This is a genomic window from Micromonospora sp. SYSU B005, assembly GCF_055362685.1.
Window position 1 is genome coordinate 122,333 of sequence record NZ_JAXCFU010000011.1, and the last position, 14,181, is coordinate 136,513.

General features: G+C 75.2%; 14 protein-coding genes. 7 read left to right on the forward strand and 7 right to left on the reverse strand.

Features of this window, described 5'->3' with window-relative positions; all coding sequences use genetic code 11:
• Positions 1 to 3: 3 nt before the first annotated feature.
• From SM452_RS23430 to SM452_RS23445, 4 genes are all read right to left on the reverse strand, one after another.
• Positions 4 to 2,484: a sensor histidine kinase gene (locus tag SM452_RS23430; protein WP_463840706.1), complete on the reverse strand. Its 2,481-nt coding sequence runs from the start codon at positions 2,482 to 2,484 to the stop codon at positions 4 to 6.
• An 80-nt stretch (positions 2,485 to 2,564) separates the two neighbouring features.
• Entirely contained in the window at positions 2,565 to 4,124 is a 1,560-nt protein-coding gene (locus tag SM452_RS23435) for a prenyltransferase/squalene oxidase repeat-containing protein (RefSeq protein WP_463840707.1), read from the reverse strand.
• Positions 4,121 to 4,996 (reverse strand): terpene synthase family protein, encoded by an 876-nt coding sequence (locus tag SM452_RS23440; protein ID WP_463840708.1) that lies wholly within the window; start codon positions 4,994 to 4,996, stop codon positions 4,121 to 4,123. The genes SM452_RS23435 and SM452_RS23440 overlap by 4 nt, the downstream gene beginning before the upstream one ends.
• The gene (locus tag SM452_RS23445; RefSeq protein WP_262014431.1) at positions 4,993 to 6,330 is read right to left on the reverse strand and encodes a cytochrome P450; all 1,338 of its coding nucleotides are present in this window, start codon (positions 6,328 to 6,330) and stop codon (positions 4,993 to 4,995) included. The genes SM452_RS23440 and SM452_RS23445 overlap by 4 nt, the downstream gene beginning before the upstream one ends.
• A 311-nt stretch (positions 6,331 to 6,641) precedes the next feature.
• Between SM452_RS23445 and SM452_RS23450 the strand changes: the two genes are divergently transcribed.
• Positions 6,642 to 6,890, forward strand: a complete 249-nt coding sequence (locus tag SM452_RS23450) for a DUF2630 family protein (RefSeq protein ID WP_013287422.1) — start codon at positions 6,642 to 6,644, stop codon at positions 6,888 to 6,890.
• A gap of 46 nt (positions 6,891 to 6,936) precedes the next feature.
• Here SM452_RS23450 and SM452_RS23455 read toward each other — a convergent pair whose 3' ends face one another.
• The 3 genes from SM452_RS23455 to SM452_RS23465 all read right to left on the reverse strand — a co-directional run bounded on the left by SM452_RS23455 (position 6,937) and on the right by SM452_RS23465 (position 9,654).
• Positions 6,937 to 7,866, reverse strand: a complete 930-nt coding sequence (locus SM452_RS23455; protein ID WP_262014400.1) for a serine protein kinase RIO — start codon at positions 7,864 to 7,866, stop codon at positions 6,937 to 6,939.
• 238 nt (positions 7,867 to 8,104) lie between these two features.
• Positions 8,105 to 8,749, reverse strand: a complete 645-nt coding sequence (locus tag SM452_RS23460) for an HAD family hydrolase (protein ID WP_120568947.1) — start codon at positions 8,747 to 8,749, stop codon at positions 8,105 to 8,107.
• Positions 8,750 to 8,808: 59 nt separating this feature from the next.
• Positions 8,809 to 9,654, reverse strand: coding sequence for a carbon-nitrogen hydrolase family protein (locus SM452_RS23465; RefSeq protein ID WP_463840709.1), 846 nt, complete (start codon positions 9,652 to 9,654; stop codon positions 8,809 to 8,811).
• A 104-nt stretch (positions 9,655 to 9,758) separates the two neighbouring features.
• On the opposite strand from SM452_RS23465, the gene SM452_RS23470 reads away from it, so the two are divergent.
• From SM452_RS23470 to mug, 6 genes are all read left to right on the forward strand, one after another.
• On the forward strand, positions 9,759 to 10,331 hold the full coding sequence (locus tag SM452_RS23470) for a TetR/AcrR family transcriptional regulator (RefSeq protein ID WP_194803152.1): 573 nt from the start codon (positions 9,759 to 9,761) through the stop codon (positions 10,329 to 10,331).
• Positions 10,332 to 10,435: 104 nt separating this feature from the next.
• Entirely contained in the window at positions 10,436 to 11,350 is a 915-nt protein-coding gene (locus SM452_RS23475) for a TIGR04222 domain-containing membrane protein (protein WP_262014402.1), read from the forward strand.
• On the forward strand, positions 11,347 to 12,165 hold the full coding sequence (locus SM452_RS23480) for an MbnB/TglH/ChrH family RiPP precursor modification enzyme (RefSeq protein WP_355512676.1): 819 nt from the start codon (positions 11,347 to 11,349) through the stop codon (positions 12,163 to 12,165). The genes SM452_RS23475 and SM452_RS23480 overlap by 4 nt, the downstream gene beginning before the upstream one ends.
• Positions 12,162 to 12,608: a hypothetical protein gene (locus tag SM452_RS23485; protein WP_355512678.1), complete on the forward strand. Its 447-nt coding sequence runs from the start codon at positions 12,162 to 12,164 to the stop codon at positions 12,606 to 12,608. Before SM452_RS23480 ends, SM452_RS23485 begins: the two co-directional genes overlap by 4 nt.
• 31 nt (positions 12,609 to 12,639) lie before the next feature.
• Positions 12,640 to 13,401 (forward strand): SDR family oxidoreductase, encoded by a 762-nt coding sequence (locus SM452_RS23490; RefSeq protein WP_355512680.1) that lies wholly within the window; start codon positions 12,640 to 12,642, stop codon positions 13,399 to 13,401.
• Between the two features lie 112 nt (positions 13,402 to 13,513).
• Complete coding sequence (gene mug / locus SM452_RS23495) at positions 13,514 to 14,134, forward strand: G/U mismatch-specific DNA glycosylase (protein ID WP_262014406.1); 621 nt, start codon at positions 13,514 to 13,516, stop codon at positions 14,132 to 14,134.
• Positions 14,135 to 14,181 lie beyond the last annotated feature (47 nt).

Consider the following 14,181-nt stretch of genomic DNA (forward strand, 5'->3'; position numbering starts at 1 on the left):
CGGTCAGGTAACCTGCTCGTCCGCGTCGGCCGGCCCACCGCCGGCTCCCTGCGCTCCGCCGAGCAGGCGCGCGGCATCGGTACGGCCGCGGCGGGTGCCGCTCTGGTAGGAGCTCATCATCCGGCGCACCTGCTCCGGTGCACGCGCCGTGTCGTCGTCGGCGGCGTCGTCGTCCGCCGCGTTCTGGTCGTGCCGCAGCTCCGGCACGAGGCTGGCCTGGCGTACCCGGACCGGCAGTCCCGCGTCGGTGACCGGCGCCGTCTCCGCCTCGGTCTCCGGCTCCGTCGCCGGCGACGCCTCTGCCGCGTCCGTCGTGGCGGCCGGCCGCCGCTCCACCACTGCCAGCTCCGTGGTGGGCCCCGCCACCGCGGGCTGCCGCTTGCGGGTGCGCGCGGGCAGCCCGGACGGGGTCAGCCGGGGCGCCCGCGTCACCGGCTCCGGCACCTGCGGGGCGGGCTCGGCCGGCTGGTCCGGTTCGGCGGCGCCGTCCGGGCCGGACGGGGTCGCCGGTCCGTCGCCGGCCGGCGTGCTCCGCACCGGGTCCGGCGCGGGTGCCGCGGGCAGGGCCGTCCCGGGTGCGGGAAGGGCGTCGGCCCCGTCGGCACCGTCGGCGGTGATCAGTTCACGCGGGATGAGCACCACCGCCGTGGTCCCGCCGTACGCGGATTCCTTGAGCTGCACCTTGACGCCGTGCCGCTCGGTGAGCCGGCTGACCACGAACAGGCCGAGCCGGGCGGCATCGGCGAGGTTCAGCTCGGACCGGTCCACGATGCGCGCGTTGGCGGCGGCCAGCTCGTCGGCGCTCATGCCGAGACCGCGGTCCTCGATCTCGATGGCGAAGCCGTTCGCCACCAGCTGACCGCGTACCTCCACTGTGGTCTGCGGCGGGGAGAACGAGAGTCCGTTCTCGATCAGCTCGGCCAGCAGGTGGATCACGTCACCGACGGCACGGCCGGTGAGCGACACCTCGCCGAGCGGACGCACGGTGACCCGGGTGTAGTCCTCGACCTCGGCGACCGCGCCGCGCACCACGTCGACCATGGGGACGTTACGCCGCCAGGCCCGGCCCGGCGTCGAGCCGGAGAGCACGATCAGGTTCTCCGCGTTACGCCGCATCCGGGTGGCCAGGTGGTCGACCCGGAACAGGTCCTCCAGCTCCTCGGCGTCGTGCTCGCGCCGTTCCATCGCGTCCAGCAGCGTCAGCTGCCGGTGCACGAGCGCCTGGGTGCGCCGGGCCAGGCTCAGGAACACGTCGCGGACGCTGCGGCGCAGCTCGGCCTGCTCGACGGCGGTGCGGACGGCGGTCTCCTGCACGACGTTGAACGCCTTGCCCACCTGGCCGATCTCGTCGTCGCCGAACTGCAGGGGTGGCGCCTCGCGGGCGACGTCCACCTCCTCGCCGCGGCCCAGCCGGTCCACCACGCTCGGCAGGCGTTCGTGGGCCAGCTTGAAGGCGGCCTCGCGGAGCCGTTCGAGCTGGCGGACGAGCGCCCGGGCCGTGGTGATCGAGACGACCACGGAGGCGATGACGGCGATCAGGCCGAGGCCGGCGGCGAGCACCAGCCGTACGATGACGCCGATCGCGACCGGCATCGCCCGGGACACGATGTCCTCACCGCCGGCGAGGATCACCTCGCGCAGGTCGGCCATCGCCTTCTCGGCGGTGGCCTGCCACGCCGCGGCGGTCACCGGCGGGCGCACCTCGGCGCCCTTGGCCGCGAGCACCTGGTCCTGGAGCGTGCGGAGCTGCTGGAACGCCTCGCCCTCGACCATCCGCTCGAAGCGGGCACGGTCGCCGGGGGCGAGTTCGCGGGCGGTGCGGTCGGCGAGGAACCACTGCGCGCCGACCAGGCGGGCGAACGCGGTCTGCTCGCCGACGGTGATCCGGTTGGCCGCGATCGCGCCGGTGAGCAGCGCGTCCTGTTGGGACAGCAGTTCCCGGGACCGGTTGAGGTCGATCAGCGCGGCGGTGTCCTTGGCGATCTCGTCGTCGTCGAGGCCGCCGAGGGCGTCGAAGACCGCGAAGATCCCGTCGACCGCCTCGTCGTACGCGATGAGCGTGGTGGTCCGGTCGATGGTCTTGCGGCTGACGTCGGCGCGGATCTGGCCGAGCTGGTCCAGTTCGGTCTTCAGCTCGTCGAGCCGCTGCATCAGCTCCTCGCTGGCCGGGATCTCGGTGCGCCAGTCCCGCACCGAGCGCCACAGCGCGCCGGCGGTCTCGTCGGTACGCGCGCGCTGAGCCTCCAGCTCCTGCAGCCGGCTCGGGTCGGACTCACCGAGGTAGCGCAGCGACAGCCGGCGTTCGGCCTGCAACTCCTGCAGCAGCGGGTCGCTCGGCTCGAAGACGCGCGCGTTGAGCGTCTGCACGCCGAGCAGGTTGAATCCGTCCCGTACGGTCACCCACGCGGCGAACGCCCAGAGCGCGGTCAGCGACGCCAGCAGCGCGATGATCTTCGTACGGAGATTCGTACTGCGGGAACCCATCACACCGTCCTGGCCCGGTCTTCGGTCGGTCCGAAATCCGATCGACTCCGGCGCACGCTAGCAGCCGTCGTGAACCTCATTCAAGCGATCCTGATCATGGTAGGTGCGGCCCCGGTCCGGGTCGCCCCGGCACGGCCGGAGGCCGCCAGCACCGCGGCGCGCACGATCCGCGTCGGGCGGTAGAGGTCCTTGTCGTGCCATAGTGCCGGTTCACCGTCGCATCCGTCCAGCTCGGACAGTCGACGACGCCCCCGCGCCAGCGCCGACGTGATCCGGGGGTCACCGGGCCGGCCCGCGTCGGCCAGGGCGAGCACCCCGTACGCGGTCTCCTCGGCGGTGCCGTCCCACCGTCCCCAGGAGCCGTCCGGGCGCTGCGTGTCCAGCAGCCAGGCCACCCCGCGCTCGACGGCGGTACGCGCCGCGCCGTCCGGCGCGTGGTCGGCCAGCGCCAGCAGCACCGCGTACGTGGCGTAGTACGGCGAGGCGTGCCAGCGGTCCTCCCACCGCCCGTCCGGCTCCTGCCGTTCCAGCAGCCACTCGGTGACCCGGCGCCGGGCTCCGGTGACGCCGGGTGCGCTCGGATGCTCGCCGAGCGCGTCGAGCACGTGCGCGTTGGTGGTCAGCGAGGCGCCGTCCTCCCCCGGCCAGGTGCAGAAGTGCGCTCCGGTGTCGAACCCGTCCAGCGCCGCGACACCGGGCGCGCGGCCGAGCCGGGCCAGCGCGTAGAGCGTGACCGCCGTGGTGTCGGCGTCGGCGGGCAGGCCGGGCGCGGTGGCCGCGCCGGACGGTCCGACCGCGGCGCGCAGCTCGGTCAGCACCGGCTCGGGCGTGCCGACCGGCACGCCGGCCCGGACCAGGATGCCGAGCACCCAGGCCCGCTCGAACACGGTGATCGGGCTCGCGCAGGGAACCGGGCCGGGCCGGGACACAGCGTTCAGGTAGTCCAGCGCGGGGCCGGGTTCCGGGCCGCCCAGCCAGGCTGCGGTGGCGGCCGGTGAGGCGCCGACCGCGCCGCTGGCCGAAGGGCGCACGCCGGGCGCCCGGTACGCCAGCTCCCCCGCCACCTCCAGCGCGTGCGCCAGCTTCTCCGGCACCGGCCGTCCGGTGGCGAGCAGTCCGCGTACCCGGGTCAGGCGGGCCGGGTCGAGACCGGCCGGCAGCGGCAGGCGGGGCCGGCCGGCCCACTCGGCCAGCCCGGGTGGCGGCCCGGCCGGGCCGTCGAGGTGCCGGTCCACGGCGGTGAGCAGCGCCGGCACGATCAGGTCGGTGGCCGGCAGGTCCGGCGGGGTGCCGTCGCGCAGCGCGCCGGTCAGGTACGTCAGTCCCCGGCGCGCGGCGTCGGCGGGCTCGTCGGACGGCCCGTCGCGGTGCAGCACTGCGAGCAGGGCCTCGACCGCGCTGAGCGTCGGCACCAGCGCGTACCCGCCGGGGCCGCCCCAGCCGCCGTCCGGGCGCTGCCGGTCCAGCAGCCAGGCCACGCGCCGGTCGTGGCCGTCGAGCCAGGGCGCGAGCGCGACCAGCCGTCCGGTCTCGTAGACCGACGGTGACGTCTGCCCCTCCGGTTCACCGCCGAGCGCGGTGATCAGGTCGTGCGTGGTCCCGGACCGGGTGGCGGGCACCGGTCCGGCGGTGAGCGTCACCGCACGCCCCAGAAGTCGGTGTTCCGGTAGAAGCCGGTGGTGAAGCCGAGCTGCCGGGACAGGAAGCCGGCCTCCCGCGGCACCTCGCCGGCCAGCTTCGCCAGCAGGACGCGGCAGTGGTCGACCTGCTCGGCGAAGAGCCGCTCGACCTCGGCCGGATCGTCCACGAGCAGCAGCGCGTTGAGGTCGCCGGACTCGGCGTCGCGGCGGTGGGTGCCGAGGTCGTTGACCAGGCGCAGGGCCCGCTGGACCTCGTCGCCGACCTCGACCAGCCGGGCCAGCGTGGCGGCGTCGGACACCGATCCGGTGTGGATCCAGTGCGCCACGTTCACCACGGTGGCGGCGAGGTTGTCGGCGTTGGCGAGGTATTCGGCGAGCGTGGGACGGCCGGTGTGCCGCCAGTCCCACTCGCGGGCCATCGCGTCGAGCGTGCGGGCCATCGTGTCGCGCCAGAGGCCGCGCAGCGCCGGATAGGCGGGTGCGGCGGCGACGTCGTCGCGCAGCTCGGCGAGGAACCGGCCCAGCGGGTCGGCGGACTCGCCGCCGTCGAGCACGTCCAGGCAGACGGCGGTGATCCGGTCGACCTCGGCCCGGCTGGTGGCCTGGTGGTCGACCAGCCAGTCGACGGCGAAGCCCCACAGCACCGCGCGGTTGGTCACCGCGAGTTCGGCGGCGGTGTGCCAGGGGGCGCTGAACGCCATCGCCTGCGCGATGCTGCTGAACAGTGTCGCGTCGAACGGGTCGCCGGGGAACAGCTCGGGGTGCGCGGCGGCGGCCCTGCGCAGGCCGCGCTGGCCCTGCGCGGCGAGCGCGCAGACCCGGCCCTGCTCGGCGGCGACCGCCAGCGGATCGGGTGTCGGCCCGTCGGTCATGCCGGCTCCGTCCGCCCGGCGGCGACGAGCGTCAGCTCGACGCGTTCGCGTGGCCGCAGCGCCGCGGCCAGCCGCAGTCCGGGTACGCCGGGGCGGTGCAGCCGGAAGCGGTAGCGGCTGAGCATGGTGGCGAGGATGAGCTGGGCCTCCAGGTAGAACAGGTACATCCCGAGGCACTGGTGCGGCCCGCCGCCGAACGGGAAGTGGGCGTACCGGTGGCGGGCGCGGACGCGCTCGGGGCGGAACCGTTCCGGGTCGAACTCGTCCGGGCGGTCCCAGAACTGCCGCATCCGCTGGGTGATCAGCGGGCTGACCGCCATCGTGGCGCCGGGCTCGATCGGCACGCCGTCGATGACGTCCCCGGCGACCGCGCGGCGCGGGATGATCCACCCGATCGGATAGAGCCGCAGCAGCTCGTCGAGCACCATCCGGGTGTACGTGAGCCGGCTCAGGTGCTCGCGGCGTACCGGCTCGCCGCCGACCACCTCGTCGATCTCGGCGTAGAGCCGCTCGGCCACCTCGGGGTGCTGGTCCAGGTGCGGCCAGGCCCAGGTCAGCACGTTGATGGTGGTCTCCGTGGTGGCGGCGAACATCGCCACTGTGTCGTTGCGGACCTGCCGCTCGTCGAGCTGCCGCCCGTCGTCGGTGCGGGCCTGCCAGAGCGTCGAGATGACGTCGTCGCCCTGGTCGGCGGACTCCCGCGTCTCGCGGACGATCGGCACCAGCACGTCGTCGACGATGCGGACGGCACGGGCGAACGTGCGGTCGCCGGGCATCGGCAGGGACAGCGGCGCGAACGGCACGATGATCCGGGGGATGACGGCGGTGGCGATCCGGTCCTGCGCCTCGATCACGCGCATCGCGTCCGGCACCGAGATCCGGTCGGCGAACAGCACCTTCATGATCGCCCGGCTGACGATGCGCGCCTGCTCCACGCCGATGTCGACCGGCTGCCCGGCGCGGGCCGGCTCGTCCAGCTCGTCGACCGCGTCGCGTATCGCGTCGGCCATCCCGTCGACCAGCGCCTCGACCCGCTTGGCGGTGAACATCGGCTGGAGCATCCGGCGGCTGGCCGACCAGATCTGCCCCTCGCCGAGGATCCCCTCGCCGAACAGGCGCTTGACCGGGCGCCAGAACAGCCCGTCACCGGCCCGTTCGTAGTTGTCCGCCCGGTCACGCAGGACGTGCTGCACGTGCTTGGGGTGGGTGACCAGGTAGGGGCGGAACGAGCCGAGGTTGAGCCGGACCAGTTCACCTTCGGTACGGTTGCCGATGTCGATGAGTGCCCGGGCGGGGTCGCGGAGCACCGCCGGCAGGATCTGCCGCAGCGGCACGGTTCGGGGTCGGCCGGTGGGCCTCGGTGTGTCCGTCGGTTCGGGCACCTGAACGCTCCCTCGGTTGACTCAGGGTCGCGACTCCGTATCGACCCGTGACGTTGCTCGCGAGCATGCCATCCTGAGCCGCAGATCAAAAGGCAGGTCGGAGGATATTTCACGTAACAACAATCTCTTTGTCGAGAATGGAGCCCGTGGGATATGCGTCACTCGCGTACACAGTGGTCGTTGCGGAGAGCGAGCAACGCTCACCTCTGACGGACGGCGGCAGAACGCGGGCGCGGGCCCGTCCGCTGTGCCAAGCTTCGGGCATGGACGACAAGACCATCCTGAGCCGGATCTCGGAACTCGTCGACGAGGAGCACCGGCTGCGTGCCGACGCGCAGCAGCACGAGGCCGGCACCGACGACGAGGCGCGGGAGCGGCTGCGCGCGCTGGAGGAGTCCCTGGACCAGTGCTGGGACCTGCTGCGCCGTCGCCGGGCCGCCCGCCAGGCACACGGCGACCCGGACGCCCAGGGCGAACGCCCGGTGCCGGAGGTCGAGCGCTACCTCCAGTGACCCGGACCGGCGTCCCGGGCGGTCTCCCGCCCGGGACGCCGGCCGGTCAGCGGACGCCCGCCTCCCGCAGCAGCGCCTCGGTCAGCGCCGCCGGGTCGGTCACCGTCGCGGGCATCCCGCGGGCGGTGAACCAGGCGGCCACCACCCGCACGTCGCGGGCCAGGAAGTCGGCCCCCTGCGGGTTCGCCACCACGTCGACCACCTGGGGCAGGTCGATCATCACCAGCCGGCCCGCGTGCACCAGCAGGTTGTACGGGGACAGGTCGCCGTGTGCGTAGCCGGCCCGGGCGAGCACCGTCAACGCCTCCACGAGCTGGTCCCACAGGTCGCGCAGCTCGTCGTCGTCGGGCCGGACCTGGGCCAGCCGCGGCGCGGCCTCCCCCGCCTCGGCGTCGCCGACGAACTCCAGCATCAGCTCGGTGCCGAGCAGCTGCACCGGGTAGGGCACGGCGATCCGCCCGGAGGCGGCCCCGATCTCCCAGAGCTGGGACAACGCGGCGAACTCGGCCGCCGCCCACTGGCCGGCGATCATCTGCCGGCCGAACGCGGTACGGCCGGTCATCGCCCGCATCTCACGGGACCGGCGTACCCGGCGGCCCTCCAGGTAACCGGCGTCGCGGTGGAACAGCCGGTGCTGGGCGTCGCGGTAGCGCTTGACCGCGAGCAGGCAGGCGCGGTCGGTACCCGGCACGGCACGGCGGACCAGGTGGACGTCCGCCTCCTTGCCGGTCTTGAGCACCCCGAGCTCGGTGTCCCGGGCGGCCAGTTCGGTGACCAGCCACTCCGGATGCGGCTCGGGGCCGTGGACGGCCTGGTCCCAGGAGGACCAAGCGTCCTCCGCCTCGGGCTCGGCGTCCGGGTCGGTGAGGGCCGGCGGGGTACGCCGACCACGCTTCAGGAAGTCGGGTTCGTCGTCGTCGAAGCGGCTCTTGCCGCGGCCACGGCGCTGCGGCGCCGGGATGTCGTGATCGCGCACGGGTGGATCTGTCCTTCGATCGAGGCTGGCGGAGGCAGGTGGTACGACCCTGCGAAAACGGCCATGACCGACCCCCTCTCCTCGACCGGGCACACCCGGCTGCGCACTCGCGCGGCACCATGCTCGTGTCCCGCCCGCGGCGGGTCAACGGATTTTCCGCGCGGTGCGCCATCGTGCCGCCGCGCCGCCGGCCGGCCCGCGCCGCTGTGCCGCCGCCGGCCCGCGCCGCCGAGCGCCGTCAGCCGGCCAGGACGGCCGCGACGGCCGCGATCAGACCGTCCTCGATCCGGGTGGGCGCGAACCTCGGATCGGACCAGCGGCGTCCCCGGTGCAGCCAGACGCTGGGCAGGCCCACAGCCGTCGCGCCGCCGATGTCCGCCTCCGGGCTGTCGCCCACCACCCACGCGCCGCGCAGCGGCATCCGGGCCCGCTGGGCGGCGAGCGCGAAGATCCTCGGGTTCGGTTTGCTGACGCCCGCCTCCTCGGAGATCACCCAGTCGGCGACGTACCGGTCCAGGCCGGTCTTGCGGATCTTGGCGTCCTGTTGACGGGACGCGCCGTTGGTGACCACCACCGGCACCCAGCCCGCGTCGGCGGCGATCCTCAGCGCGCAGGCCACCAGCGGGTCCAGCCGCATGTGGGCCACCACGCCGTCGTGCAGCTCGTCGACCAGGTCGATCGAGGGGATGCGCAGCGCGTACCGGTCGCGGATCGCATCCGCCACGTCCCACCTGTTGGTCAGCCCGTCCGCGTCCACGGACACCAACCAGTCGAGGTCGGCCGGCGGCGCGCCGATGCCGTCCAGGAAGCGTTCTCCCCAGGCGCGGAACGGCCCGTCGCGGTCCAGCAGAGTGTTGTCCAGATCGAGCAGGAGCAACGGCACCTGGGCACCCTACGGGACGGGCCGGAGCACCGACAGGGCCGAGGGCCCCGCCACGGCGATCAGGCCACGAGGACGGCGCGAGCCGCCCCGGCGTCGAGCGGGCGGTCCAGCAGCATGGTGTGCGCCGCGCGGGTGGCGGCCAGCGCGTCCGGGTCCAGCGTGGCCACCAGCACGTCCTCGCCGGTGTCGGCACCCCGGGCCAGCGGCCGGCCCTCCGGGTCGTACACCGCCGCGCCGCCGTTGAAGCGCCACGGATCGGCGCCGCCGACGGCGTTGGCGAACACCACGTACATGGTGTTGTCCAGCGCCCGGGCCGCGTAGTAGAGGTCGCGGCGGTGTGCCGAGCCGGCCAGGTAGCCGCTCGGGCAGAGGTAGCCGTGCGCGCCGTCGCGGGCGGCGGCCCGCGCGTGCTCCGGGAAGCAGCCGTCGTAGCAGACGCCCAGTCCCAGCCGCCACGTGTCGACCTCGAGCGTCGCGCCCCGGCGGCCGGCGTCGAACAGCTCCCGCTCGCCGCTCCAGAGCTGTTGCTTGTCGTACGCGGCGGTGACCGTGCCGGCCGGGTCCACGACGAGCGAGGAGATGGTGCGCCGCCGGTCGGGGTGGCGGACGGCGGCGCCGATCACCACTGCGGCGCCCGCGTCGGCGGCGGCGGAGCGCAGCGGGTCCAGCCGGGCGTCGCTCACCCGGCAGTCGGCGTCGGCTGCCACGTCCGTGCCCTCCGGGTCGGCGCCGAGCGTCGGCGGGTGGTACGCCGGCAGGAACAGCTCGGGCAGCACCACGACGCGGGCGCCCTCGGCCCGGCCGACGAGGCGGGCGGCGGTGCGGGCGTTGCCGGGGACGTCGCCGGGGACGGGCTGGGCCTGGACGGCGGCGACGGTGAGCGGGCGCGCGGGAAGGGCGGTCACCCGCCGATCGTAACCATCGGGCGGCACCAGATGATCAAGTGTCGGCGCTTCTCAAGCCGTACGTACGGTTTGCATCGGCCGGTTCCACCTGCGACGATCCGTTCGTGCCCAGAGTAAGTCAGGACCAGCTCGACGCGCGCCGACAGGAGATCCTCGCGGCGGCGCGGGCGTGTTTCGCCCGGCACGGCTACGAGGGCGCCACCGTACGGCGACTGGAGGAGGCCACCGGCCTGTCCCGGGGCGCGATCTTCCACCACTTCCGGGACAAGGACTCCCTCTTCCTCGCCGTGGCCGAGGACGACGCCGCCGCGATGGTGGAGACGGTGGCCCGCAACGGCCTCGTGCAGGTCATGCGCGACCTGCTGGCCCGGGCCGTCTCGCCGGACACCACCGGCTGGCTCGGCAGCCAGCTGGAGGTCTCCCGCCGGCTGCGCACCGACCCCGCCTTCGCCAAGCGCTGGGCGGAACGGTCCGAGGCCATCGCCGCGGCCACCCGGGAGCGCCTGCTGCGCCAGCGCGAAGCCGGCGTCCTCCGCGACGACGTGCCGATCGACGTGCTCGCCCAGTTCCTGGAGCTGGCCTACGACGGGCTGGTGCTGCACCTGGCGATGGGCCGTCCGGCCGGCGACCTGGCCCGGGTGCTCGACCTGGTCGAGGAGGCCGTCCGCCGGCACTGAACCGGCGCCGGTCTCGGTCCGGTAACTACGCCCCTCCAGGAGATCGACTCTGGCGCGCCTGCTCCACAATGAGCCGCGACCCCTCCTCGCGACAGGAGCAGACGATGACCCCCTCCGACACCTGGGGCATCCCCGGCCCCGTATTCCTGCGCTGGTACCTCCTGCTCGCCGTCGTCCTGGTCATCGGTGCGATCGTGTACCGGCGGCGCATGCTGGCGGGCACGCCGGTGACCGCGTACGGCGACCTGGGTCCGCAGCAGGTCGCCTACCTCAACGGTGGTGACCAGCTCGCCGTCTGGGCCGCGCTCGGCGGGCTGCGCCACGCCGGCGCGGTCGGCGTCCGGCCGGACCGGCGGCTCACCACCGGCGGTCCGCTGCCGGCCGGTGCCACTCCGCTGGACCAGGCGGTCCACCACGCGGCGAGCCGCGGCCTGCGGACCCGGGACCTGGCCGCCGACGAGTGGGTGCGGCGTGCGCTCGACGAGCTGCGCGACGGCCTGGTACGCCGAGGTCTCGCCCTGGACCAGGAGCGGCGCCGGACGCTGCGGCGCGGCGCCCTGCTGGTCGGAGCCCTGCTGGTCATCGGCATCGTGCGCGTGGTCTCCGGGCTGCTGAACGACCGGCCCACCGGCTGGCTGCTGCTCAGCCTGTTCCCGCTCGGCCTCGCGTTCGTGCTGCTCAACCGCGTGCCCTGGCGCACCCGGGCGGCCACCGCCGCGCTGAACGACATGCGCCGCCGGCACGCCTGGCTGCGGCCGGCCGCCGGGCCGGCGTACTCCACGTACGGCGCGACGGACGTGGCGCTGGGCGTGGCGCTGTTCGGTACCGCCACGCTCTGGACCATGGATCCGGGCTTCGCGGAGCAGGCCGAGATCCAGCGGCAGGCCATGGGCAACGCGGGCGGCGCCAGCTCCGGCACCTCGTGCGGCGGCGGGGCGACCGCCGGCGGCAGCTCCTGCGGGGGCGGCAGCTCGTGCGGCGGGGGCGGTGGCTGCGGCGGAGGCGGGTGCGGCGGATGAGTGGCCCGTCCGGCGTCGGCATCGGCTGGCGCCCCGAGATCGCCGGTTTCGTCGCCGGGCTGCCGGGGCTGCGCTTCGTCGAGGTGGTCGCGGAGGCGGTCGCCCCGGCCGGGCCGCTCCCGGACGGGCTCGCCGAGCTGCGCGGACGCGGCGTCGACGTCGTACCCCACGGGGTGCGGCTGTCCCTCGGCGGCGCGGAGCCTGTCGACCGGGCCCGGGTGGCGCACCTGGCCGGGGTGGCCACGGCCCTGGACGCGCCGCTGGTGAGCGAGCACATCGCGTTCGTGCGGGCCGGCGGCCTGGAGGCCGGTCACCTGCTGCCGCTGCCGCGCAGCCGCGAGGCGGTCGCCGCGGTGGTGGCGAACGTGCGGCGGACGCAGGCGGAGCTGCCGGTGCCGCTGGCCCTGGAACCGATCGCGGCGCTGTTCGACTGGCCGGACGACGAGCTGGACGAGGCGGACTTCCTCACCGAGATCCTCGACGCCACCGGCGCGCTGCTGCTGCTCGACGTGGCGAACGTGCACGCCAACGCCCGCAACCGGGGCGGCGACCCGGCCGCGCTGCTGGACCGGCTGCCGTTGGAACGCATCGCCTACGTGCACGTCGCGGGCGGCGCCGAGCACGGCGGCTTCTACCACGACACGCACACCGATCCGGTGCCCGAGGCCGTGCTGGACCTGGTCCGCGAGCTGTGTACCAGGCGCCGCCCGCCCGCGCTGCTGCTGGAACGCGACGGGCACTACCCGCCCGCCGCCGAGCTGCGCGGCGAGCTGGACGCGCTGGCCGCCGCGTCCGGCCACCCGGTGGTCACGTGAGCGGCGACCTGGCGGCCCGGCAGGCCGAACTGGTCGCCGCGCTCGTCGCCGGTGGACCGCTGCCGCGCGGCTTCGCCCCGGCCCCGGTCGAGGCGGCCCGCCGGGCGCTGCTGCGCAAGCGGGCCGGGGACGTGGCCCGGCACTGGCCGCTGCTCGCCGCCGGCCTCGGGCCGGACTGGCCGGCCGCGTTCACCACGTGGGCCGACGGCCGCCCCACGAACGGGTCGCTGCGCGACGGCTGGGACCTCGCCCGCGACCTGCGCGGCCGGAACGCGCTGCCGCCGCTGGGCGCGGAGGAGCTGGCCGCGCGCGAGGCCGGGAGCCGCTACGACGGCCGCCGCCCGCCCCGGCCACGCCGGCTGCCGGCCCTCGCCCGGACCGGCGGCGCCGTCGCGGTTCAGGTCGCCGGCCGGGTACGCCTGGTGCGGCCCGCCCCGCGCTGACAGGCACCCGCCGGTACGGCAGGATCGGTGCATGGATCTCGGACTCGCCGACCGGGTGTACGTGCTCACCGGCGCCTCCGGCGGCCTCGGCTTCGCCACCGCCGAACACCTCGTCGCCGACGGCGCCCGGGTGGTCATCTCCGCGCGTACCCCGGACCGGGTGGCCGCCGCGGTCGAGGCGCTCGGTGACCCGCAGCGGGCGATCGGGCTGACCGCCGACCTCGCCGACCCCGCCACCCCGGAGCGGCTCGTCGCCGCCGCCCGCGAACACTTCGGCCGCCTCGACGGCGCGCTGATCTCGGTCGGCGGCCCACCGCCCGGCACCGCCGCCACCGTCACCGACGAGCAGTGGCGCGAGTCGTTCGAGACGGTCTTCCTGGGCAGCGTCCGGCTCGCCCGCACGGTGGCCGGGGCACTCACCGACGGCGGCGCGATCGGGCTGGTGCTGTCCACCTCGGTACGCGGACCGCTGCCCGGCCTCGGCATCTCCAACGGGCTGCGGCCGGGGCTGGCCGGCGTCGCGAAGGACATGGCGGACGAGTTCGGCCCGCGCGGCGTACGCGTGGTCAGCCTGTTGCCTGGACGGATCATGACCGACCGCAACCGGGAGCTGCTTGCCGGTTCCGGCGACCCCGAGCGGGCCCGCGCGCAGGCCGAGGCGGCGATCCCGCTCGGACGCATCGGCGACCCGGCGGAGTTCGGCAGGGTGGCCGCGTTCCTGCTCTCCCCCGCCGCCGGGTACGTCACCGGGATCACCGTTCCGGTCGACGGCGGCGCGCTGCGCGGGCTGTGACGGTGGCCGGGCTTCCCGCGCCGGCACCGGTGCTTCCCGCGGCGGCGGCTCCGCTGAGCCGGGTGCGGGTTGCCGCGCCCGCGGCGGGCCGGTCACTCGGGACGGTGGGCCGGTGAGCGATCGACGGCGGCCGGGCGGTGGGCGGCCCGAGGCCGCGCCAGGACCGGGCACGCCCGCCCGCCGCCATCCCCGGCCCAGCCGCGAGCAGCTCGCCGCGGCGGCCGACCGGCTGCTGCCCGACGTGATCGCGCCCGGCCTGGACGTGCTGTTCGTCGGCATCAACCCGGGCCTGTGGTCGGCGGCCACCGGCTGGCACTTCGCCCGGCCGGGCAACCGGTTCTGGCCCGCCCTGCACCGCGGCGGCTTCACGCCGCGCCTGCTGCACCCCAGCGAACAGGACACGCTTCCGGCGCTGGGCCTCGGCATCACAAACATGGTGGCCCGGGCCAGCGCCCGTGCCGACGAGCTGACCGCCGGCGAACTGGTCGACGGCGCGGCCACGCTCACCGCGAAGGTCGAGCACTACCGGCCGCGCTGGGTGGCGGTGGTCGGGGTGACCGCGTACCGGATCGGGTTCGCCCGGCCGAAGGCCGGTTTCGGGCCGCAGCCGGAGCCGCTCGCGGCGGCCCGGCTCTGGGTGCTGCCCAACCCGAGCGGCCTGAACGCCCACTTCACCCCGGAGACGCTCGGCGCCGCGTTCGCCGAGCTGCGCGCCGCGGTCGCCGCAGGTTAGGCCTCGGTCGTCCGGTGCCGGCGGGCCGTCGGTGGCCCGGCCGGTCA